Annotated in this window: 15 protein-coding genes and 3 rRNA genes; 15 read left to right on the forward strand and 3 right to left on the reverse strand. The window is 65.6% G+C overall.

What is annotated here, in order from left to right; genetic code table 11:
* Positions 1-18 precede the first annotated feature (18 nt).
* The 7 genes from BLW32_RS08120 to BLW32_RS08150 all read left to right on the forward strand — a co-directional run bounded on the left by BLW32_RS08120 (position 19) and on the right by BLW32_RS08150 (position 6,847).
* Positions 19-531, forward strand: coding sequence for a F0F1 ATP synthase subunit B (locus tag BLW32_RS08120; protein WP_068524656.1), 513 nt, complete (start codon positions 19-21; stop codon positions 529-531).
* Positions 532-1,878, forward strand: a complete 1,347-nt coding sequence (locus BLW32_RS08125) for a F0F1 ATP synthase subunit B/delta (protein WP_068741188.1) — start codon at positions 532-534, stop codon at positions 1,876-1,878.
* Between the two features lie 47 nt (positions 1,879-1,925).
* Positions 1,926-3,560: a F0F1 ATP synthase subunit alpha gene (atpA, locus tag BLW32_RS08130; RefSeq protein WP_068524658.1), complete on the forward strand. Its 1,635-nt coding sequence runs from the start codon at positions 1,926-1,928 to the stop codon at positions 3,558-3,560.
* The gene (locus BLW32_RS08135) at positions 3,553-4,476 is read left to right on the forward strand and encodes a F0F1 ATP synthase subunit gamma (protein ID WP_068524659.1); all 924 of its coding nucleotides are present in this window, start codon (positions 3,553-3,555) and stop codon (positions 4,474-4,476) included. The genes atpA and BLW32_RS08135 overlap by 8 nt, the downstream gene beginning before the upstream one ends.
* Positions 4,477-4,494: 18 nt before the next feature.
* On the forward strand, positions 4,495-5,940 hold the full coding sequence (gene atpD, locus BLW32_RS08140; protein ID WP_068524660.1) for a F0F1 ATP synthase subunit beta: 1,446 nt from the start codon (positions 4,495-4,497) through the stop codon (positions 5,938-5,940).
* Positions 5,941-5,946: 6 nt separating this feature from the next.
* A complete protein-coding gene (locus BLW32_RS08145; RefSeq protein ID WP_068524661.1) occupies positions 5,947-6,330 on the forward strand; it encodes a F0F1 ATP synthase subunit epsilon in 384 nt (127 codons plus the stop codon).
* Between the two features lie 91 nt (positions 6,331-6,421).
* On the forward strand, positions 6,422-6,847 hold the full coding sequence (locus tag BLW32_RS08150; RefSeq protein WP_068524662.1) for a DUF2550 domain-containing protein: 426 nt from the start codon (positions 6,422-6,424) through the stop codon (positions 6,845-6,847).
* 12 nt (positions 6,848-6,859) lie between these two features.
* Here BLW32_RS08150 and BLW32_RS08155 read toward each other — a convergent pair whose 3' ends face one another.
* Entirely contained in the window at positions 6,860-7,432 is a 573-nt protein-coding gene (locus tag BLW32_RS08155) for a cob(I)yrinic acid a,c-diamide adenosyltransferase (RefSeq protein WP_068741189.1), read from the reverse strand.
* Positions 7,433-7,480: 48 nt separating this feature from the next.
* On the opposite strand from BLW32_RS08155, the gene murA reads away from it, so the two are divergent.
* From murA to BLW32_RS08185, 6 genes are all read left to right on the forward strand, one after another.
* Positions 7,481-8,734, forward strand: a complete 1,254-nt coding sequence (gene murA / locus BLW32_RS08160; RefSeq protein WP_068524664.1) for a UDP-N-acetylglucosamine 1-carboxyvinyltransferase — start codon at positions 7,481-7,483, stop codon at positions 8,732-8,734.
* 847 nt (positions 8,735-9,581) lie between these two features.
* A 16S ribosomal RNA gene (locus BLW32_RS08165) occupies positions 9,582-11,102 on the forward strand.
* Positions 11,103-11,544: 442 nt separating this feature from the next.
* A 23S ribosomal RNA gene (locus tag BLW32_RS08170) occupies positions 11,545-14,633 on the forward strand.
* A gap of 131 nt (positions 14,634-14,764) precedes the next feature.
* Positions 14,765-14,881, forward strand: a 5S ribosomal RNA gene (gene rrf, locus BLW32_RS08175).
* The 16S, 23S and 5S rRNA genes sit together here, the layout of an rRNA operon.
* A 184-nt stretch (positions 14,882-15,065) precedes the next feature.
* Positions 15,066-15,761: an endonuclease NucS gene (nucS, locus tag BLW32_RS08180; RefSeq protein ID WP_173677323.1), complete on the forward strand. Its 696-nt coding sequence runs from the start codon at positions 15,066-15,068 to the stop codon at positions 15,759-15,761.
* Positions 15,761-16,054: an Rv1322 family protein gene (locus BLW32_RS08185; RefSeq protein ID WP_068742677.1), complete on the forward strand. Its 294-nt coding sequence runs from the start codon at positions 15,761-15,763 to the stop codon at positions 16,052-16,054. The genes nucS and BLW32_RS08185 overlap by 1 nt, the downstream gene beginning before the upstream one ends.
* On the opposite strand, the gene BLW32_RS08190 is transcribed toward BLW32_RS08185, so the two are convergent.
* Together BLW32_RS08190 and mce are read right to left on the reverse strand one after the other, a co-directional pair.
* The gene (locus BLW32_RS08190; protein WP_068526320.1) at positions 16,051-17,112 is read right to left on the reverse strand and encodes a coiled-coil domain-containing protein; all 1,062 of its coding nucleotides are present in this window, start codon (positions 17,110-17,112) and stop codon (positions 16,051-16,053) included. The two genes, BLW32_RS08185 and BLW32_RS08190, sit on opposite strands and share 4 nt — an antisense overlap.
* 77 nt (positions 17,113-17,189) lie before the next feature.
* The gene (gene mce, locus BLW32_RS08195; RefSeq protein ID WP_082791537.1) at positions 17,190-17,705 is read right to left on the reverse strand and encodes a methylmalonyl-CoA epimerase; all 516 of its coding nucleotides are present in this window, start codon (positions 17,703-17,705) and stop codon (positions 17,190-17,192) included.
* Between the two features lie 52 nt (positions 17,706-17,757).
* Here mce and BLW32_RS08200 point away from each other — a divergent pair, with 52 nt between their 5' ends.
* Together BLW32_RS08200 and BLW32_RS08205 are read left to right on the forward strand one after the other, a co-directional pair.
* Positions 17,758-18,972, forward strand: coding sequence for an acetyl-CoA C-acetyltransferase (locus BLW32_RS08200; RefSeq protein ID WP_068742676.1), 1,215 nt, complete (start codon positions 17,758-17,760; stop codon positions 18,970-18,972).
* Between the two features lie 14 nt (positions 18,973-18,986).
* Positions 18,987-19,352 (forward strand): DUF3817 domain-containing protein, encoded by a 366-nt coding sequence (locus BLW32_RS08205; protein WP_068526322.1) that lies wholly within the window; start codon positions 18,987-18,989, stop codon positions 19,350-19,352.
* The last annotated feature ends 49 nt before the right edge of the window (positions 19,353-19,401 follow it).

Below are 19,401 nucleotides of genomic sequence, written 5' to 3' on the forward strand. Positions count from 1 at the left end.
GAAACGGGACCTGACGTCATGCAGCTCGCTGAAGGAAACTTCCTCCTCCCCACCGCGGGGACCTTCATCTCGTGCCTGATCATCTTCTTGATCGTGCTCGCGGTGATCTGGTTCTTCGTGGCGCCTTCCATCCAGAAGGTTCTGGACGATCGCGACAAGATGATCCACCAGACCGCCACCGACGGCCGCGCCGCGGCCAAGGGGTTCGAGGACGCCGAGTCGGAGTACCGCGCCGGAATCGCTTCCGCCCGTGGTGAGGCCGGCAGCATCCGCGACGAGGCGCGTGCCGGCGGCCGCGTCTCGATGGAGGAGCAGAAGCAGCGGGCTACGGCCGAGGCGGACGCGATCACGCGGGAGAAGACCGAGCAGCTGCGCACCGCGGGTGAGTCCGCGGCCGCGGCGGCGCGCGCCGATCTCGCTCCGCTCTCGGCGTCGTTGGCGAGCCGCGTGCTCGGCTTCGACGTCACGCAGGACCCGGCCCTCAAGGCGAAGCTGGATGCATTCTCGAGCGACAAGGTGGTGAAGAACTAAATGGGTGTCTTTATCGGCAACCTGATCGCCTTCGCGGTCATCCTCTTCGTCCTGTGGAAGTTCGTCGTTCCGCCGGTGAAGCGACTCATGAAGGAGCGCCAGGACACCGTCCGGGCGCAGCTCGAGGAGTCGCGCATCGCGCAGGAGAAGCTGGCGCAGGCGGGCCAGGCGGGGGAGCGCGCGCGCTCCGACGCCGCCCGCGAGGGCAGCCAGATCCGCGACGAGGCCCGTGGCGACGCGGACGCGATCCGCGAAGAGCTGCGCAACCAGACCGACCGTGAGGTCGCCCGCATCGGCGAGCACGGCCAGGGCCAGATCGCTCTCAACCGCAGCAACCTGGTGCGGGGCTACCGCGCCGGGCTCGGCGCCGAGGCCGTCGACGTGGCGGGACGCCTCGTCCGCGACCACCTCAGCGACCCGGCCAACCAGTCCGCATCGGTCGACCGTTCGCTCGCCGAGCTCGAGTCGATGACGCAGGGCGCCGACGAGGTGCGCGTCACCGAGTCCGACCGCATCGGCACCCGTTCGCTGCGCGCCGCGAGCCGCGACGCCGTCCGCCAGCTGGCGGCGGGCTTCGACCAGCGCACCGCGGGCCTCGATCAGGCCGCCCTGGCCCGCGTGGCCGACGACCTGGCCGACGTGGTCAACGTGCTCAACGAGCAGCCCGTGCTGCGCAAGCACCTCGCCGAGTCCGCAGAGGCCCCCGAGGCCAAGCGCACCCTCGTCGACAACCTCTTCGGCGGCAAGATCAGCCCCGAGGCGAACGCGTTCCTGCAGGACGCCGCGGCGGCCAAGTGGTCGGCTCCGGCCGACTTCGCGACGGCCGTCGAGCGACAGGCCCGCGTGGCCGTGCTGCTCGGCGCCGAGCGCGCCGGCACGCTCGACGAGACCGAGGACGAGCTGTTCCGCGCGGGACGCATCCTCGAGGGTGAGCCGCAGCTCACCGCGGCGCTGTCCGACACCCGGGCGCCGGCCGCGAGCCGCGTCGCGCTGCTGGACAAGGTGTTCGGCGGCAAGGTGAACGACTTCACGGCGGCGCTGCTCCGCCAGACGGTGCGCCTCGTGCGCGTCGGCCGCGTGGACGCCGCCGTCGCCTCGATCGCCGAGCTGGCAGCGGCCCGTCGCGGTGAATCCGTCGCCGTTGTCGAGTCGGCGGTCGCCCTGACCGACGCCCAGCGGAGCCGCACCGCGGATCTGCTGGCCCGCATCTACCAGCGCAAGATCGCGGTGCAGACCGAGGTCGTCGCCGAGCTCCTGGGCGGCCTGCGCATCACGGTGGGCAACGAGGTCATCGAGGCCGACATCGCGTCGCGTCTCGACAAGGCCGCCGAACAGCTGCCCCGCTAACACACACAAACTTCCACCCAGAACACAAAAGAGGGAAACGAGTACTCATGGCTGAGTTGACGATCTCAACCGACGACGTCAAGGGCGCGATCGAGCAGTACGTCTCGACGTTCGAGGCCGACGCCTCCCGCGAGGAGATCGGCACCGTCTCCGACACCGCCGACGGCATCGCCCACGTGACCGGGCTCCCCGGCGCGATGGCGAATGAGCTGCTCGAGTTCCCCGGCGGGGTGCTCGGCGTGGCCCTGAACCTCGACGAGGACGAGATCGGCGCCGTCATCCTCGGTAACTACGAGGAGCTCGAGGAGGGCCAGCAGGTCCGCCGCACCGGCGACGTGCTGTCCGTGCCCGTGGGCGACAAGTTCCTGGGCCGCGTGGTCAACCCGCTCGGCCAGCCGATCGACGGCCTGGGCGACATCGAGGCCGAGGAGCAGCGCGTCCTCGAGCTGCAGGCCGCGTCCGTGCTCGAGCGCCAGCCCGTCGAGGAGTCGCTCGCGACCGGCATCAAGGCCATCGACGCCATGACCGCCATCGGCCGCGGCCAGCGCCAGCTGGTCATCGGTGACCGCAAGACCGGCAAGACCGCGGTCTGCGTCGACACCATCCTCAACCAGAAGGCGAACTGGGAGTCGGGCGACCCGACCAAGCAGGTCCGCTGCATCTACGTCGCCATCGGCCAGAAGGGCTCGACGATCGCGGGTGTGAAGGCCGCCCTCGACGAGGCCGGCGCCATGGAGTACACGACCATCGTCGCGGCCCCCGCCTCCGACTCGGCCGGCTTCAAGTGGCTCGCCCCGTACACCGGCTCGGCCATCGGCCAGCACTGGATGTACCAGGGCAAGCACGTCCTCATCGTGTTCGACGACCTGTCCAAGCAGGCCGAGGCCTACCGCGCGATCTCGCTGCTGCTGCGCCGCCCGCCGGGCCGCGAGGCGTACCCCGGCGACGTCTTCTACCTCCACTCCCGCCTGCTGGAGCGTTCGGCGAAGCTGTCCGACGCCCTCGGCGGTGGCTCGATGACCGCGCTGCCGATCATCGAGACCAAGGCCAACGACGTCTCGGCGTTCATCCCGACCAACGTCATCTCGATCACCGACGGCCAGGTCTTCCTCGAGTCCGACCTGTTCAACAAGGGCGTCCGCCCCGCGATCAACGTCGGCACCTCGGTGTCCCGCGTCGGTGGTGCCGCGCAGACCAAGGGCCTCAAGAAGGTCTCGGGCTCGCTGCGTCTGGAGCTCGCCCAGTTCCGCGAGCTGGAGGCCTTCTCGGCCTTCGCCTCGGACCTCGACGACGCCTCGAAGGCGCAGCTGGCGCGCGGCGCCCGCTGGGTCGAGCTGCTCAAGCAGGACCAGTACAGCCCGTCGTCGGTCGAGGACGAGATCGTCTCGATCTACCTCTGCGGCGAGGGCCACTACGACTCGGTGCCCGTCGAGGACGTGCGCCGCTTCGACGGTGAGCTGCTGAGCCACCTGCACCACGCCGCGGCCGGCGTCTACGAGTCCATCGCGGGCGGCAAGGTCCTCGAAAAGGACCAGGCGGAGATCCTCGTCGCCGAGACCAACCGCTTCAAGCAGAGCTTCCTCGCCTCGGACGGCTCGCGCGTCGTGAACGAGGCCGAGGCCGGCGCGCTGCCCGCCGAGGACGTCGAGCACGAGACGATCAAGGTCAAGCGCAATGGCTAGTATCCGAGAGCTGCGCTCGCGGATCCGTTCGGTCAACTCGACCAAGAAGATCACCAAGGCGCAGGAACTGATCGCGACCTCGCGGATCACCAAGGCGCAGGCCCGTGTCGCGGCCGCCAAGCCCTACTCCGAGGAGATGACCTCGGTGCTCTCGGAGCTGGCCAGCAAGTCCGGCTCGCTGGATCACCCGCTCCTCACCGAGCGGGCGAACCCGAAGCGCGCCGCGATCCTCGTGGTCTCCTCCGACCGCGGCATGTGCGGCGGCTACAACTCCAACGTGCTGCGGGAGACGCGTGAGCTGATCCAGCTGCTCAAGGACGAGGGCAAGGAGCCCGTCCTCTACGTCATGGGCCAGAAGGGGCTGGACTACTTCCGGTTCCGCGGCCAGGACGTGGCGGGCGCCTGGACCGGCTTCTCGCAGCAGCCCCAGCACGCGGACGCCACGGCGGCGACCGAGACGCTGGTGAAGCTCTTCGAGACCGGCTCCGAGGAGTACGTGACGATCGACGGTGTCGAGACGCACGGCGTCGACGAGCTGCACATCGTCTACACGCGCTTCGTGTCGATGCTCTCGCAGAACCCCGAGGTGCGCCGCATGGCCCCGCTCGTGGTCGAGGAGAGCGACGGCACGTCGGGCGACGACGAGGCTGCGGCCCGGAACTTCACCTTCGAGCCCAGCGCGGACAGCCTGCTGTCGTCGCTGCTGCCGAAGTACGTCGCGACCCGCGTCTTCGCGGCCCTGCTCGACTCGGCGGCGTCGGAGAACGCCGCGCGTCGTACGGCCATGAAGGCGGCCACCGACAACGCCAACGATCTGGCCGTCTCGCTCTCCCGCGAGGCCAACCAGCTCCGCCAGGCGCAGATCACCCAGGAAATCAGCGAAATCGTCGGTGGCGCCGGCGCCCTCGCGAACTAGAAACCGGAAAGCAGACACATGACTACAGCAACCCAGCCCGCGTCGGCGGGCACCGCTGCGGCCACCGGTCGCGTGACGCGGGTCATCGGCCCGGTCGTCGACATCGAGTTCCCGCGCGGCGCCGTCCCCGACCTGTTCAACGCCCTGCACGCGGAGATCACCCTCCCGTCCGTGGCCAAGACGCTGACCCTCGAGGTCGCGCAGCACCTCGGCGACAACCTGGTGCGCGCCATCTCGATGCAGCCCACCGACGGCCTCGTCCGCGGCACCGACGTCACCGACTCGGGCTTCCCGATCCGCGTGCCCGTCGGCGACGTCGTCAAGGGCCACGTCTTCAACGCCCTGGGCGACTGCCTGGACACCCCCGGACTCGGCCGCGACGGCGAGCAGTGGGGCATCCACCGCAAGCCCCCGGCCTTCGATCAGCTCGAGGGCAAGACCGAGATCCTGGAGACGGGCATCAAGGTCATCGACCTCCTGACCCCGTACGTCAAGGGCGGCAAGATCGGTCTGTTCGGTGGTGCCGGCGTCGGCAAGACCGTTCTGATCCAGGAGATGATCACCCGTATCGCGCGCGAGTTCTCGGGCACCTCGGTGTTCGCGGGCGTCGGCGAGCGTACCCGTGAGGGCACCGACCTCCACCTCGAGATGGAGGAGATGGGCGTGCTCCAGGACACCGCGTTGGTGTTCGGCCAGATGGACGAGCCGCCGGGGACGCGTATGCGCGTCGCCCTCTCGGCCCTGACCATGGCCGAGTACTTCCGCGATGTGCAGCACCAGGACGTGCTGCTGTTCATCGACAACATCTTCCGCTTCACGCAGGCGGGCTCCGAGGTCTCGACCCTGCTGGGTCGTATGCCCTCGGCCGTGGGCTACCAGCCCACCCTGGCGGACGAGATGGGTGAGCTCCAGGAGCGCATCACCTCGACCAAGGGCCGGTCGATCACCTCGCTGCAGGCCATCTACGTGCCCGCCGACGACTACACCGACCCGGCGCCGGCGACGACCTTCGCGCACCTCGATGCGACCACCGAGCTCTCGCGTCCGATCTCGCAGCTGGGTATCTACCCCGCCGTGGACCCGCTGACCTCGACCTCGCGCATCCTCGAGGCCTCGATCGTGGGCGACGATCACTTCCGCGTCGCCAACGAGGTCAAGCGCATCCTGCAGAAGTACAAGGAGCTGCAGGACATCATCGCCATCCTCGGCATGGACGAGCTCTCGGAAGAGGACAAGGTCACGGTGCAGCGCGCTCGCCGTCTCCAGAAGTTCCTCGGCCAGAACTTCATCGTCGCCGAGAAGTTCACGGGTGAGAAGGGCTCGGTCGTCCCGCTGGCGGACACCATCGAGGCCTTCGACCGCGTGTGCAAGGGTGAGTTCGATCACCTGCCCGAGCAGGCGTTCAACAGCTGTGGTGGTCTCGATGACGTCGAGGCGGCCGCGAAGAAGATCGCCGGGAAGTAGTTTCCAGTGGCTGACACTGCGTTTCAGGTAGAGGTCGTCTCCGTCGAGGAGCGGCTGTGGTCGGGCGAGGCGACTTTCGTCATCGCCCAGACCACGGAGGGTGAGCTGGGTGTCCTGGCTCATCACGAGCCGCTGTTCGGCCAGCTCACCACCGGTGGCGCCGTCGCCATCGACACGGTGGGCGGCGAGCGGCTGGCCGCGGCGATCCGCGGCGGCTTCCTCTCGGTGACCGGCGAGAAGGTCACCGTGCTGGCGGACGGGGCCGAGTGGGCCTCGACGCTGGAGGAGGCCGAGGTCCGGCGCGCCCTGGAGGCGGCGGCGGACGGGTCCGACGAGCAGGCGACCGCGCAGGGACAACTGCGCGCGATCGAGTTCCTCGCGGGCAAGTAACATAGAGGTAGCAGCGTGAAAGCCGGTGGCCCGGTCAAGACGGGCCACCGGCTTTCCTGCTATCCGGGCACGGAGCAGTGAGGAGCGCGTGATGGGCGGGGTGGTCTTCGTCGCGGTGGTCGCGGTCCTCCTGCTGCTCGTCATCGGCGCGGTGGTGGTCCTGCGCCTCTACAGCCTCCGCGTCGCCGGCGTGCCGATCATCCTGCGCTACCTGCCGGCGCAGGGGGAGCAGGGCTGGCGCCACGGCACGCTCCGCTACGACGACCACGAACTCAAGTACTACCGGCTCTCGAGCGTGCGGCTCGGCCCCAGCTGGACGCTGCCGCGCAGCGGGACCGAGATCGTCGGCCGCCGCGCGCCCCAGGGCACCGAGCTCGACGTGATCGATCCGGACATGGTGATCGTGCACGCGGTCACCCCGGGTGGGGAGACCGAGCTCGCGTTCGCCCGGGACGGGCTGACGGCCTTCCAGTCCTGGCTCGAGTCGCGGCCCAGTCCGCGCCGCCAGCGCCCGTAGCCCGCGGCCGGATCAGCGGTCGCCGCCGGGCTTCCACAGCACGTCGCCCCCGGGGTTCGCGACCCGGGACAGGATGAACAGCAGATCCGAGAGCCGGTTGAGGTACTTCGCAGGCAGCACCGAGACCGTCTCCCCGTGTTCGCGGACCGCGTCCCACGCCGCCCGCTCCGCTCGCCGCACGACGGTGCGCGCGAGGTGCAGGTACGCCGCCAGGGGAGTGCCGCCGGGTAGGACGAACGAGTCGAGCTTCGGCAGGTCCTCGTTGTACTGGTCGCACCAGGCCTCGAGCCGCTCGATGTAGTCCGGAGTGACGCGCAGCGGCGGGTACTCGGGATCCGCGACGATCGGGTTCGAGAGATCGGCGCCGACGTCGAAGAGCTCGTTCTGTATCCGCAGGAGTACGGCGCGCAGCTCGGGTCCGGGATCGCCGACGGTGACCGCCAGGCCCAGCGCCGCGTTCGCCTCGTCGCAGTCCGCGTACGCCCGGAGCCGGGCGTCCGACTTCGTGACCCGGGAGAAGTCGCCCAGGCCGGTGGTGCCGTCGTCGCCGGTGCGGGTGTAGATACGGGTGAGGTGGACAGCCATGGTCACAGGCTGTCACAGGGTCGAGCCCCGTGCCATAGGCTGAGCGACGTGGGAGAGAAGTTTCTGGTGCACGGCGGAGCCCGGCTGACCGGTGAGGTCACCGTGGGCGGCGCGAAGAACAGTGTGCTCAAGCTGATGGCGGCCACGTTGCTCGCCGAGGGCACGTCGGTGCTCACCAACTGCCCCGAGATCCTCGACGTCCCGCTCATGGCGGACGTGCTGCGCGGTCTCGGCGCGGAGGTGGAGCTCGAGGGCGACACGGCGCGCATCACGACGCCGGCGGTGCTGAACCACCGCGCGGATTTCGACGCGGTCAAGCAGTTCCGCGCGTCGGTGTGCGTGCTCGGGCCGCTCATGGCGCGCGAGCATCGGGCCGTGGTGGCGCTGCCCGGCGGTGACGCGATCGGCTCGCGGCCGCTGGACATGCACCAGTCGGGGCTCCGCGCGCTCGGAGCGACCAGCTCCATCGAGCACGGCTGTGTTGTGGCGCAGGCGGATTCGCTCCAGGGCGCGGAGATCACGCTGGAGTTCCCCTCGGTGGGGGCCACGGAGAACATCCTCATGGCGGCGGTCCTGGCCACGGGGCTGACCGTGATCAGCAACGTCGCGCGCGAGCCGGAGATCGTCGACCTCTGCGCGATGCTCGTCCAGATGGGTGCCGACATCGAGGGGATCGGGACCGACACCCTCATGGTGCGCGGGGTGGAGAAGCTGCACCCCACCGAGCACCGGGTGATCGGTGACCGCATCGTCGCGGCCACGTGGGGCTTCGCCGCGGTGATGACGCGCGGCGACATCACGGTCAACGGCGTGGCTCCCGAGACCCTCGGGGTCGTGCTGCAGAAGCTCCAGGACGCGGGGGCGACGGTGACCGAGCGCGCGGACGGCTTCCGCATCGCCTCGCCGGAGCGGCCGCACGCCGTCAACGTGGCGACGCTGCCCTTCCCCGGATTCCCCACCGACCTGCAGCCGATGGCCATCGGCATGGCCTGCGTCGCGGACGGCACGTCGATGATCACGGAGAACGTCTTCGAGGCGCGGTTCCGCTTCGTCGAGGAGATGGTGCGCCTCGGCGCCGACGCCCGGACCGACGGACATCACGCGGTGATCAGGGGAGTGGAGCAGCTCTCGAGCGCCCCGGTGTGGTCGACCGACATCCGCGCCGGCGTGGGGCTGGTCCTCGCCGGCCTGTGCGCGGACGGGGTGACCGAGGTGCACGACGTCTTCCACATCGATCGGGGCTATCCCAACTTCGTCGGGAATGTGACGGCGCTCGGCGGCCGGATCGAGCGGGTTTCCTGACGGTCCGCGTTCGGGCGCCGTTCGGCGGCCGGCCGGAACGCCGGATCCGCAGGACGACCTGCCGATTTGTGTTCCGAGTTCGACGTGTGTAACTTATATCGAGTCAGCAGCGCCCAGGCGCCGCCCGGCAAGGCCCACAGCAGTCCAATGAATCTGGATCTCGACGTGCCGCCGGAAGTTCGGAAACCGGGAAGATCCGCAAGGATCATCGCGCTGACCGCCACGGAAGAGAAACCTTCTCCTCGGCCCCGCTCCGCGGGATCGTGTGGTTCCTCCATGTGGTGAGCGGTTCGGATGCCCGACACGCGGCCCGCGAGAGCGAGTTGCGAACGAAATTCCGACCTGCTAGGCTAGAACGGTTGCTCCGAGCAGCCAGCCCCACGAAAGAACGTCACTTTCGAGCGCCCAGCGCGATCGAGAGTGCTTCGCCGTGAGGTTGAGCAGGTCGAAGTGCTCCGAATGCGGCCCGCGAGAGCGAGTTGCACACGGAAATCCGGTCTGCTAAGCTAGAACGGTTGCTCCGAGCGAGTTACACCGGGTCGATTTGACCGGGGAAGCTCCAGAGAGTAACATGAACTGCCTGCGAAGGTGCGGTTCACACAGAAATATAGAAGTGTGAGCGGCCGCGTTTGGCGTGTTCTTTGAGAACTCAACAGTGTGTCGATGAAATTGTCAGTGCCAAATTTTTTGGCACGCATGGACAATCAAGTTATTTGGTTGTTTGTGTTGTGGCTTTTCTCGTTTATTTCTTTGCGAGATGTATTTCTGGAATCATTGATTTTTGTCAGTGGTTTCGTTTTTTGTTCAGGATTTCCTGATTATGCTGAAACTTCGGTTTCTAGTGTTTTTTATGGAGAGTTTGATCCTGGCTCAGGACGAACGCTGGCGGCGTGCTTAACACATGCAAGTCGAACGGTAAGGCCCTTTCGGGGGTACACGAGTGGCGAACGGGTGAGTAACACGTGGGTGACCTGCCCTGTACTTCGGGATAAGCCTGGGAAACTGGGTCTAATACCGGATATGACCTTCTCCTGCATGGGGGTTGGTGGAAAGTTTTTGCGGTACAGGATGGGCCCGCGGCCTATCAGCTTGTTGGTGGGGTAATGGCCTACCAAGGCGACGACGGGTAGCCGGCCTGAGAGGGCGACCGGCCACACTGGGACTGAGACACGGCCCAGACTCCTACGGGAGGCAGCAGTGGGGAATATTGCACAATGGGCGAAAGCCTGATGCAGCGACGCCGCGTGAGGGATGACGGCCTTCGGGTTGTAAACCTCTTTCAGTAGGGACGAAGCGCAAGTGACGGTACCTACAGAAGAAGCACCGGCCAACTACGTGCCAGCAGCCGCGGTAATACGTAGGGTGCGAGCGTTGTCCGGATTTACTGGGCGTAAAGAGCTCGTAGGCGGTTTGTCACGTCGTCTGTGAAAACCCGAGGCTTAACCTCGGGCCTGCAGGCGATACGGGCAGACTTGAGTACTGTAGGGGAGACTGGAATTCCTGGTGTAGCGGTGGAATGCGCAGATATCAGGAGGAACACCGGTGGCGAAGGCGGGTCTCTGGGCAGTAACTGACGCTGAGGAGCGAAAGCGTGGGTAGCGAACAGGATTAGATACCCTGGTAGTCCACGCCGTAAACGGTGGGTACTAGGTGTGGGTTTCCTTCCACGGGATCCGTGCCGTAGCTAACGCATTAAGTACCCCGCCTGGGGAGTACGGCCGCAAGGCTAAAACTCAAAGGAATTGACGGGGGCCCGCACAAGCGGCGGAGCATGTGGATTAATTCGATGCAACGCGAAGAACCTTACCTGGGTTTGACATATAGAGGATCGCCGGAGAGATTCGGTTTGCCTTGTGCCTTCTATACAGGTGGTGCATGGCTGTCGTCAGCTCGTGTCGTGAGATGTTGGGTTAAGTCCCGCAACGAGCGCAACCCTTGTCTTATGTTGCCAGCACGTAATGGTGGGGACTCGTGAGAGACTGCCGGGGTCAACTCGGAGGAAGGTGGGGATGACGTCAAGTCATCATGCCCCTTATGTCCAGGGCTTCACACATGCTACAATGGCGCGTACAGAGGGCTGCGATACCGTGAGGTGGAGCGAATCCCTTAAAGCGCGTCTCAGTTCGGATTGGGGTCTGCAACTCGACCCCATGAAGTCGGAGTCGCTAGTAATCGCAGATCAGCAACGCTGCGGTGAATACGTTCCCGGGCCTTGTACACACCGCCCGTCACGTCATGAAAGTCGGTAACACCCGAAGCCGGTGGCCTAACCCCTTGTGGGAGGGAGCTGTCGAAGGTGGGATTGGCGATTGGGACGAAGTCGTAACAAGGTAGCCGTACCGGAAGGTGCGGCTGGATCACCTCCTTTCTAAGGAGCATTTAGTGCCGTTTCAAACCCGACTGTGGTTTGGCGGTCGCTCATATTATTGGGTGGAACACTGACACGGTAATTCTTATTGCCTGCTGGCCGGCTTGTCCGGTGGGTGGGGTTTCGTCGGCACACTGTTGGGTGTCTGAGAGGACACGTCCTTTCTGTTGCTGCTGCGCGTCAGCGCTCACGTACCATGGCCTTTCGGGGTGTGGGTGGGTGGCGGTGTGGTGGTGTGTGTTGTTTGAGAATTGTATAGTGGACGCGAGCATCAACCATGATGCCGGATCGTTTGTATCTGGTGGAGTGGTTTTTGTTTCTGTAATTTTACATGTTTCTGTGTAAGCATTTTGTTGTGTTTTTTTTGGCGCTTGATGTCATGAAGGGCGCATCGGATTTGTGATGGCTTCGGTTGTTTCGGGTTTGGTGTGTGTTTTGTGTGTTGTAAGTGTCTAAGGGCGCACGGTGGATGCCTTGGCGCAAGGAGCCGATGAAGGACGTGGGAGGCTGCGATATGCCTCGGGGAGCTGTCAACCGAGCTGTGATCCGAGGATTTCCGAATGGGGAAACCCAGCACCAGTCATGTGGTGTTACCCGCCGTTGAATATATAGACGGTGTGGAGGGAACGAGGGGAAGTGAAACATCTCAGTACCCTCAGGAAGAGAAAACAATAGTGATTCCGTGAGTAGTGGCGAGCGAAAGCGGATGAGGCTAAACCATGCACATGTGATACCGGGTAGGGGTTGTGTGTGTGGTGTTGTGGGGTTCATCTTTCCAGCTCTACCTGGCTGGACAGCAGTAAGAAAGTGTCATGTTAGGTGAAGTGGCCTGGAATGGTCCGCCGGAGAGGGTGAGAGTCCCGTAACTGAAAACGTGGTGCCTGTTGTGATGAATACCCGAGTAGCAGCGAGCCCGTGGAATTTGCTGTGAATCTGCCGGGACCACCCGGTAAGCCTGAATACTACCTTGCGACCGATAGCGGACAAGTACCGTGAGGGAAAGGTGAAAAGTACCCCGGGAGGGGAGTGAAATAGTACCTGAAACCGTGTGCTTACAATCCGTCAGAGCCCTCGTTGTGGGGTGATGGCGTGCCTTTTGAAGAATGAGCCTGCGAGTCAGTGCTCGGTGGCGAGGTTAACCCGTCTGGGGGTAGCCGTAGCGAAAGCGAGTCCGAATAGGGCGTTTGAGTCGCCGGGTCTGGACCCGAAGCGGAGTGATCTACCCATGGCCAGGGTGAAGCAGCAGTAAGATGTTGTGGAGGCCCGAACCCACTTAGGTTGAAAACTGAGGGGATGAGCTGTGGGTAGGGGTGAAAGGCCAATCAAACTCCGTGATAGCTGGTTCTCCCCGAAATGCATTTAGGTGCAGCGTCACGTGTTTCTTGCCGGAGGTAGAGCTACTGGATGGCCGATGGGCCCTCACAGGTTACTGACGTCAGCCAAACTCCGAATGCCGGTAAGTGAGAACGTGGCAGTGAGACTGCGGGGGATAAGCTTCGTAGTCGAGAGGGAAACAGCCCAGATCGCCGGCTAAGGCCCCTAAGCGTGTACTAAGTGGAAAAGGATGTCCGGTCGCGAAGACAACCAGGAGGTTGGCTTAGAAGCAGCCACCCTTGAAAGAGTGCGTAATAGCTCACTGGTCTAGTGGCTGGGCGCCGACAATGTAGCGGGGCTCAAGTACACCGCCGAAGCCGCGGCACTCACAGTTTTGACTGTGGGTGGGTAGGGGAGCGTCGTGCAGCCGTAGAAGCAGCAGGGTGACCTAGTTGTGGAGGCTGTGCGAGTGAGAATGCAGGCATGAGTAGCGAATGACACGTGAGAAACGTGTCCTCCGGATGACCAAGGGTTCCTGGGCTAGGTTAATCCTCCCAGGGTGAGTCGGGACCTAAGGCGAGGCCGACAGGCGTAGTCGATGGACAACGGGTTGATATTCCCGTACCCGTGTCAGATCGCCCCTGATGAATCAGTTGTACTAACCGTCCTGAAGCCGCGAGATCACCTTCGGGTGACGAGCTGGTGGATGCACGGGACCTCGGCTGGTAGTAGTCAAGCGATGGGGTGACGCAGGAAGGTAGTGGGGCCAGTCAGTGGTTGTACTGGTGTAAGCCTGTAGGGCGAGATCTAGGCAAATCCGGATCTCATCCAGCCTGAGAGGTGATGCGTAGCCGTTGCGGTGAATTCCATGATCCTATGCTGCCGAGAAAAGCCTCTAGCGAGATCTGATGTGGCCCGTACCCCAAACCAACACAGGTGGTCAGGTAGAGAATACCAAGGAGATCGAGAGAACTGTGGTTAAGGAACTCGGCAAAATGCCCCCGTAACTTCGGGAGAAGGGGGACCTCGCATGGTGACCGGATTTACTCCGTGAGCTGTGTGGGGTCGCAGAGACCAGAGAGAAGCGACTGTTTACTAAAAACACAGGTCCATGCGAAGTCGTAAGACGATGTATATGGACTGACGCCTGCCCGGTGCTGGAAGGTTAAGAGGACCGGTTAGCCGTAAGGCGAAGCTGAGAATTTAAGCCCCAGTAAACGGCGGTGGTAACTATAACCATCCTAAGGTAGCGAAATTCCTTGTCGGGTAAGTTCCGACCTGCACGAATGGCGTAACGACTTCTCTGCTGTCTCAACCACAGACTCGGCGAAATTGCAGTACGAGTAAAGATGCTCGTTACGCGCGGCAGGACGAAAAGACCCCGGGACCTTCACTATAGCTTGGTATTGGTGTTCGGTTCGGTTTGTGTAGGATAGGTGGGAGACTGTGAAGCGGGCACGCCAGTGTTCGTGGAGTCGTTGTTGAAATACCACTCTGATCGTATTGGATACCTCAACCTCGGACCATGATCTGGTTCAGGGACAGTGCCTGGTGGGTAGTTTAACTGGGGCGGTTGCCTCCCAAAATGTAACGGAGGCGCCCAAAGGTTCCCTCAGCCTGGTTGGCAATCAGGTGTTGAGTGCAAGTGCACAAGGGAGCTTGACTGTGAGACTGACAGGTCGAGCAGGGACGAAAGTCGGGACTAGTGATCCGGCACCGGCAAGTGGAAGCGGTGTCGCTCAACGGATAAAAGGTACCCCGGGGATAACAGGCTGATCTTCCCCAAGAGTCCATATCGACGGGATGGTTTGGCACCTCGATGTCGGCTCGTCGCATCCTGGGGCTGGAGTAGGTCCCAAGGGTTGGGCTGTTCGCCCATTAAAGCGGCACGCGAGCTGGGTTTAGAACGTCGTGAGACAGTTCGGTCTCTATCCGCCGCGCGCGTTAGAAACTTGAGGAAGGCTGTCCCTAGTACGAGAGGACCGGGACGGACGAACCTCTGGTGTGCCAGTTGTTCCACCAGGAGCACGGCTGGTTGGCTACGTTCGGAAGGGATAACCGCTGAAAGCATCTAAGCGGGAAGCCTGTTCCAAGATTAGGTTTCTCACCACCTTGAGTGGGTAAGACCCCCTACAGACTATGGGGTTGATAGGCCAGAACTGGAAGCGCAGTAATGCGTGTAGGTGACTGGTACTAATCGGTCGAGGGCTTACCACACACATAACATTCGCCAAAACGAGCACGTAGCTCACAGAATGTAAGCGTGTAACAAACAGAAACCAGATCCTGTCTGGTTCGCGTCCACTATGCAATGTCTGAGACAGCACACATGTGTTGTTTCGCAGTGTTACGGCGGCCATAGCGGAGGGGAAACGCCCGGCTCCATTCCGAACCCGGAAGCTAAGCCCTCCAGCGCCGATGGTACTGCACTCGCGAGGGTGTGGGAGAGTAGGACACCGCCGGACTAAAATTAGATACAGGAGAAGACCCTCGGGTCGGTGAGCAGAAATGCTCCCGACGCGGGGGTCCTTTTCGTGTCCGGGTACGGTACGGGGGTCTCGGGCGTCCCGCGCACGGCGCGGACCGGGGGGCCGGTGGGGGAGCCCGGGGACCGCGGCACCGTCGAACCCGTGCCGTAAGGTGGAGCCCGTGCGTGTCGTGATTGCCGAATGCCAGGTCGACTACGTGGGCCGGCTCACCGCCCACCTCCCGATGGCCCGGCGCCTGATCCTGGTGAAGGCCGACGGTTCCGTCAGCATCCACGCCGACGACCGCGCCTACAAGCCCCTCAACTGGATGAGCCCGCCGTGCTGGCTCGAGACGGCACCGTCGGACGAGGACGCCAAGGACCTGCCCGAGGGACACCAGCTGTGGATCGTCCGGAACAAGGCCGAGGAGCAGCTCCGCATCCTCATCGGCGAGGTCGAGCACGACAGCAGCCACGATCTGGGCGTCGATCCGGGTCTGGTGAAGGACGGCGTCGAGGCGCACCTGCAGGAACTCCTCGCCGAGCACACCCATACCTTCGGGGACGGCTACACGCTGATCCGGCGCGAGTACATGACGGCCATCGGGCCCGTCGACCTGCTGTGCCGGGATGCCGACGGCGGCACCGTCGCCGTGGAGGTCAAGCGGCGCGCGGAGATCGACGGCGTGGAGCAGCTGACCCGGTACCTCGAACTCCTCAACCGGGACCCGCTCATCGCGCCCGTCACGGGCATCCTGGCGGCCCAGCAGGTCAAGCCCCAGGCCCGCACGCTCGCGGAGGACCGCGGCATCCGGTGCGTCACCGTCGACTACGACGTGCTGCGCGGCACCGAGGACACGTCCTACAAGCTGTTCTGATGGGCCGCCGGCCCGTCTCCCGCAAGCGGAGCGCCGCGCGGGACGGTCATCGTCCGCTGAGTGCCGGCGGCTTCGGTTCGCGCATCGAGGTCGGTGACGAGGCCTACCAGGTCCGCACCGTTACGGGGTCGGGCGCCGTCAAGGACTACCGGTGTCCCGGGTGTCACCAGGTGATCCCCACGGGGACCGCCCACGTGGTGGTGTGGCCGTCGGCCGAGAGCGGGGGCGTCGCCGACCGGCGCCACTGGCACCGCGGGTGCTGGTCCAGGGAGGCCGGCCGGCGGGCCCGCTAGCGCTTCTCGATCGCGACCTGCTCCGTGACCGCCTCGTCGTCGGCGGCGAAGTCATCGGCGCCCAGGACCTGCTGCGCGCGCTGCGCAGCGGTCGGGGCGTCGTCGGTGACGTGCGCGGCCTTGGGCGCCGGTGCGGCGTTGAACGGGGCGGGATCGATCCGCTTCTCGACGATCTGCGGCTCGCCGTCGCCGGTCGCGAGTGCCTCGGGCACCAGGGAGAGCTGGCGACGCACCGTCTCCAGCTGGTCGAGGATGGAGGCGCGCAGCGACTGCATGTCCTCGGTGATCCGGCGGGCGTTCGCCACCTGCGTCGCGATCCGGGTGTTGGTGTCCTCGAGCTTCTGCTCCGCCGTGGCGTTCGCGGTGTTGAGCGTCTGCTCGGCCCGCTCGTTCGCCGAATCGATGCGCTCGCGCGCTTCGTCCTTCGAGGCGTCCTCGAGCTCGGTGATCGTGCGGATCGCCTTGTCGCGACGCATCGACATCGCCATGTCGAAGTCGTTCTGGACGCGCTCGCGGTTCTCCGCGGCGGACTGCGCCAGCTTCTCCGACTCGGCCTTCGCCTCGGCCTTGATGCGCTCCGCCTCGGCGTGCGCGTCCCTCATGGTCTTCTCGTGCTCGGCCTCCATGGCCTCGCGCCGCGCGGTCATGTCGGAGCGCAGCCGGTCCGCTTCGCGACGCGTGCTCTCGGCCTCCTGGCGGGCCAGCGAGCGGACCTCCGCGGACTCGTTCTCGGCCGCGGCCCGGATCTCCGAGGCCTCGTCGGAGGCGAGGCGCATCATGCGGGCGATGCGGTCGCTCATGCCCTCGGCGCTCGTCGGGGGGACGCTGAGGCGGTCCACCTCGCGGCGCAGGTTGTCGATCTCGTCCTGCGCCTCGTCGAGGAGGTCCGTCAGCTCGCGCGCGTGCGCCGACGCCGCGTCGCGGTCGGCGGCGAGAACCCGCAGCTCGGCCTGGTACCGATGGAACTGCTCGGTGACCTGGTCCCGGTCGTACCCACGCAGGACCACCGCGAACGGTGCGGGCGCCGGGCCGCCCGGGGAGTTGTCCGTATTCGCCATGCTCCGAATGGTACGTGGACGGCCCGGGCACGCGGCGTCAGCAGTCGCAAAAGGTCCGAAATATGGGCCGGTCGCGGTCAGGATGCAGGTTCGACCAGCTCCACGAGGATGCCGCCGGCATCCTTCGGGTGCAGGAAGTTGATCCGCGAGCCGGCCGTGCCGTTGCGGGGGGCGTCGTACAGGAGGCGCACGCCCTGTTCCTGCAGGTGCGCGGTGACCGCCGCGAGGTCCGAGACGCGGTAGGCCAGCTGCTGCATGCCCGGGCCGTTGCGGTCGAGGAACTTCGCGATGGTCGACTCGGGGGTCAGCGGGGCGAGGACCTGCAGCTGGGCCGCGCTCGACGGTGCGCCGTCGGCCGCCAGGAGCGAGGCGGGGGAGAGCATGCCCTCGCGGACGCCCTGCGCCTCGTTGATCTCCTCGTGCGTGCACACCATGCCCAGGACGCGGGCGTACCACTCGAGGGCCGCGTCGAAATCGGACACCGCGACGCCGACGTGGTCGATGCCCAGCAGGTATTCGGCGGGAACGGCGTGCGCGGCGGGGTGCTCGCCGTGGGCGGTGTGATCTGTTTGTCGCGATTGGCTCTCTGTCATGCCTCGAATGTAGCTTTGAGGTGGAAGACCCCTGCCCACTAGGAGGAACGAAGTGGCCCCGTCCGCACCCCATCAGGACCCCACGGTCATCGTCGCCGGCGCTCGGACGCCCTTCGGCAAGCTGCTCGGCGCGCTCAAGTCGCAGTCGGGCACGGATCTCGGCGCCGTCGCCATCCGCGGCGCGCTGGAGAAGAGCGGCGTCGACCCGCAGACGATCGACTACGTGATCATGGGCCAGGTCCTCACCGCCGGCGCCGGGCAGATGCCCGCCCGCCAGGCCGCGATCGCGGGCGGTGTGCCGTGGGACGTGCCGACGCTGACCATCAACAAGATGTGCCTGTCGGGCATCAACGCCATCGCCCTGGCCGACCAGCTGATCCGCGCCGGCGAGTACGAGGTCGTCGTGGCCGGCGGCCAGGAGTCGATGACGCAGGCGCCGCACATCCTCACGGGCAGCCGCGAGGGCCACAAGTACGGCAGTGTCGAGATGCTCGACCACACCGCCTACGACGGGCTGCACGACGTCTTCACCGACCAGCCGATGGGCGGCCTCACCGAGCAGCTCAACACCACGGACACCGTCACCTACTCCCGCGAGGAGCAGGACGTCTTCGCCGCCGACTCGCACCGCAAGGCCGCCGAGGCGTGGGCCGCCGGCAAGTTCGCCGACGAGGTCGTGCCCGTCGAGATCCCGCAGCGCCGCGGCGAGCCGATCCGCGTCACCGAGGACGAGGGCGTCCGCGGCGACACCACCGCCGAGTCCCTCGCCAAGCTGCGCCCCGCCTTCGCCAAGGACGGCAGCATCACCGCCGGCAACGCCTCGCAGCTCACCGACGGTGCCGTCGCCGTCGTCGTGATGCGCAAGAGCAAGGCGCAGGAGCTGGGCCTGGACTACCTCGCCGAGATCGGGGCGCACGGCGTCGTCGCCGGCCCGGACTCCTCGCTGCAGCACCAGCCCTCGAACGCCATCAAGAAGGCCTGCGAGAAGCAGGGCATCACGCCCGGTGACCTCGACCTGCTCGAGATCAACGAGGCCTTCGCGGCCGTCGGCCTCGCCTCCACCGCCGACCTCGGCGTCGACGCCGACAAGGTGAACGTCGACGGCGGCGCGATCGCCATCGGCCACCCGCTCGGTGCGTCCGGCGCCCGCATCGTCCTGCACCTCGCGCTCGAGCTCGCCCGCCGCGGCGGCGGCACCGGCGCCGCCGGCCTGTGCGGCGCCGGCGGCCAGGGCGACGCGCTCATCATCACCGTCCCCGGGAAGTAGAGATCACGAATCCGATGAACGAATCCCTCGCGTCCAAGATCATCACGGCCTTCAAGGTCGTCGCCTTCGCCGAGGCGCTCACCTGGGTGTGGCTGCTGATCGGCATGTACGGCAAGTGGGTCGGCGGCAACGAAGAGGCCGTCGCCAAGCCCGGCATGACCCACGGCATCGTCTTCATGGTGCTGGTCGTGCTGACCCTGGCCGCCGCGTACGCCCGCAAGTGGGACGTCAAGACCCTGGCGCTCGGCCTGCTCGCCACCGTCCTGCCCTTCTGCTCCGTCGTCTTCGAGGTGTGGGCGCAGCGCGCCGGCAAGCTCGACGCCCCCGCCGCCGCGGCGGCGGCCGGGAAGGCCGCACCTGCCGACGCGATCGGCGGTTAGGACGCCGTGACGCCCCGCCTGCCGGTACGTTGACTCGCTGACGGAAGCT

This window comes from Tsukamurella tyrosinosolvens, assembly GCF_900104775.1.
Taxonomy (GTDB): domain Bacteria; phylum Actinomycetota; class Actinomycetes; order Mycobacteriales; family Mycobacteriaceae; genus Tsukamurella; species Tsukamurella tyrosinosolvens.

Excerpts from the sequence above, each read along its gene's own strand:
- BLW32_RS08205 (WP_068526322.1), top strand. The coding sequence starts at position 18,987 with ATGAACGAATCCCTCGCGTCCAAGATCATCACGGCCTTCAAGGTCGTC.
- mce (WP_082791537.1), bottom strand. The coding sequence starts at position 17,705 with ATGACAGAGAGCCAATCGCGACAAACAGATCACACCGCCCACGGCGAG.
- BLW32_RS08125 (WP_068741188.1), top strand. The coding sequence starts at position 532 with ATGGGTGTCTTTATCGGCAACCTGATCGCCTTCGCGGTCATCCTCTTC.
- BLW32_RS08185 (WP_068742677.1), top strand. The coding sequence starts at position 15,761 with ATGGGCCGCCGGCCCGTCTCCCGCAAGCGGAGCGCCGCGCGGGACGGT.
- BLW32_RS08190 (WP_068526320.1), bottom strand. The coding sequence starts at position 17,112 with ATGGCGAATACGGACAACTCCCCGGGCGGCCCGGCGCCCGCACCGTTC.
- BLW32_RS08120 (WP_068524656.1), top strand. The coding sequence starts at position 19 with ATGCAGCTCGCTGAAGGAAACTTCCTCCTCCCCACCGCGGGGACCTTC.
- atpD (WP_068524660.1), top strand. The coding sequence starts at position 4,495 with ATGACTACAGCAACCCAGCCCGCGTCGGCGGGCACCGCTGCGGCCACC.
- BLW32_RS08135 (WP_068524659.1), top strand. The coding sequence starts at position 3,553 with ATGGCTAGTATCCGAGAGCTGCGCTCGCGGATCCGTTCGGTCAACTCG.
- atpA (WP_068524658.1), top strand. The coding sequence starts at position 1,926 with ATGGCTGAGTTGACGATCTCAACCGACGACGTCAAGGGCGCGATCGAG.
- BLW32_RS08155 (WP_068741189.1), bottom strand. The coding sequence starts at position 7,432 with ATGGCTGTCCACCTCACCCGTATCTACACCCGCACCGGCGACGACGGC.
- BLW32_RS08150 (WP_068524662.1), top strand. The coding sequence starts at position 6,422 with ATGGGCGGGGTGGTCTTCGTCGCGGTGGTCGCGGTCCTCCTGCTGCTC.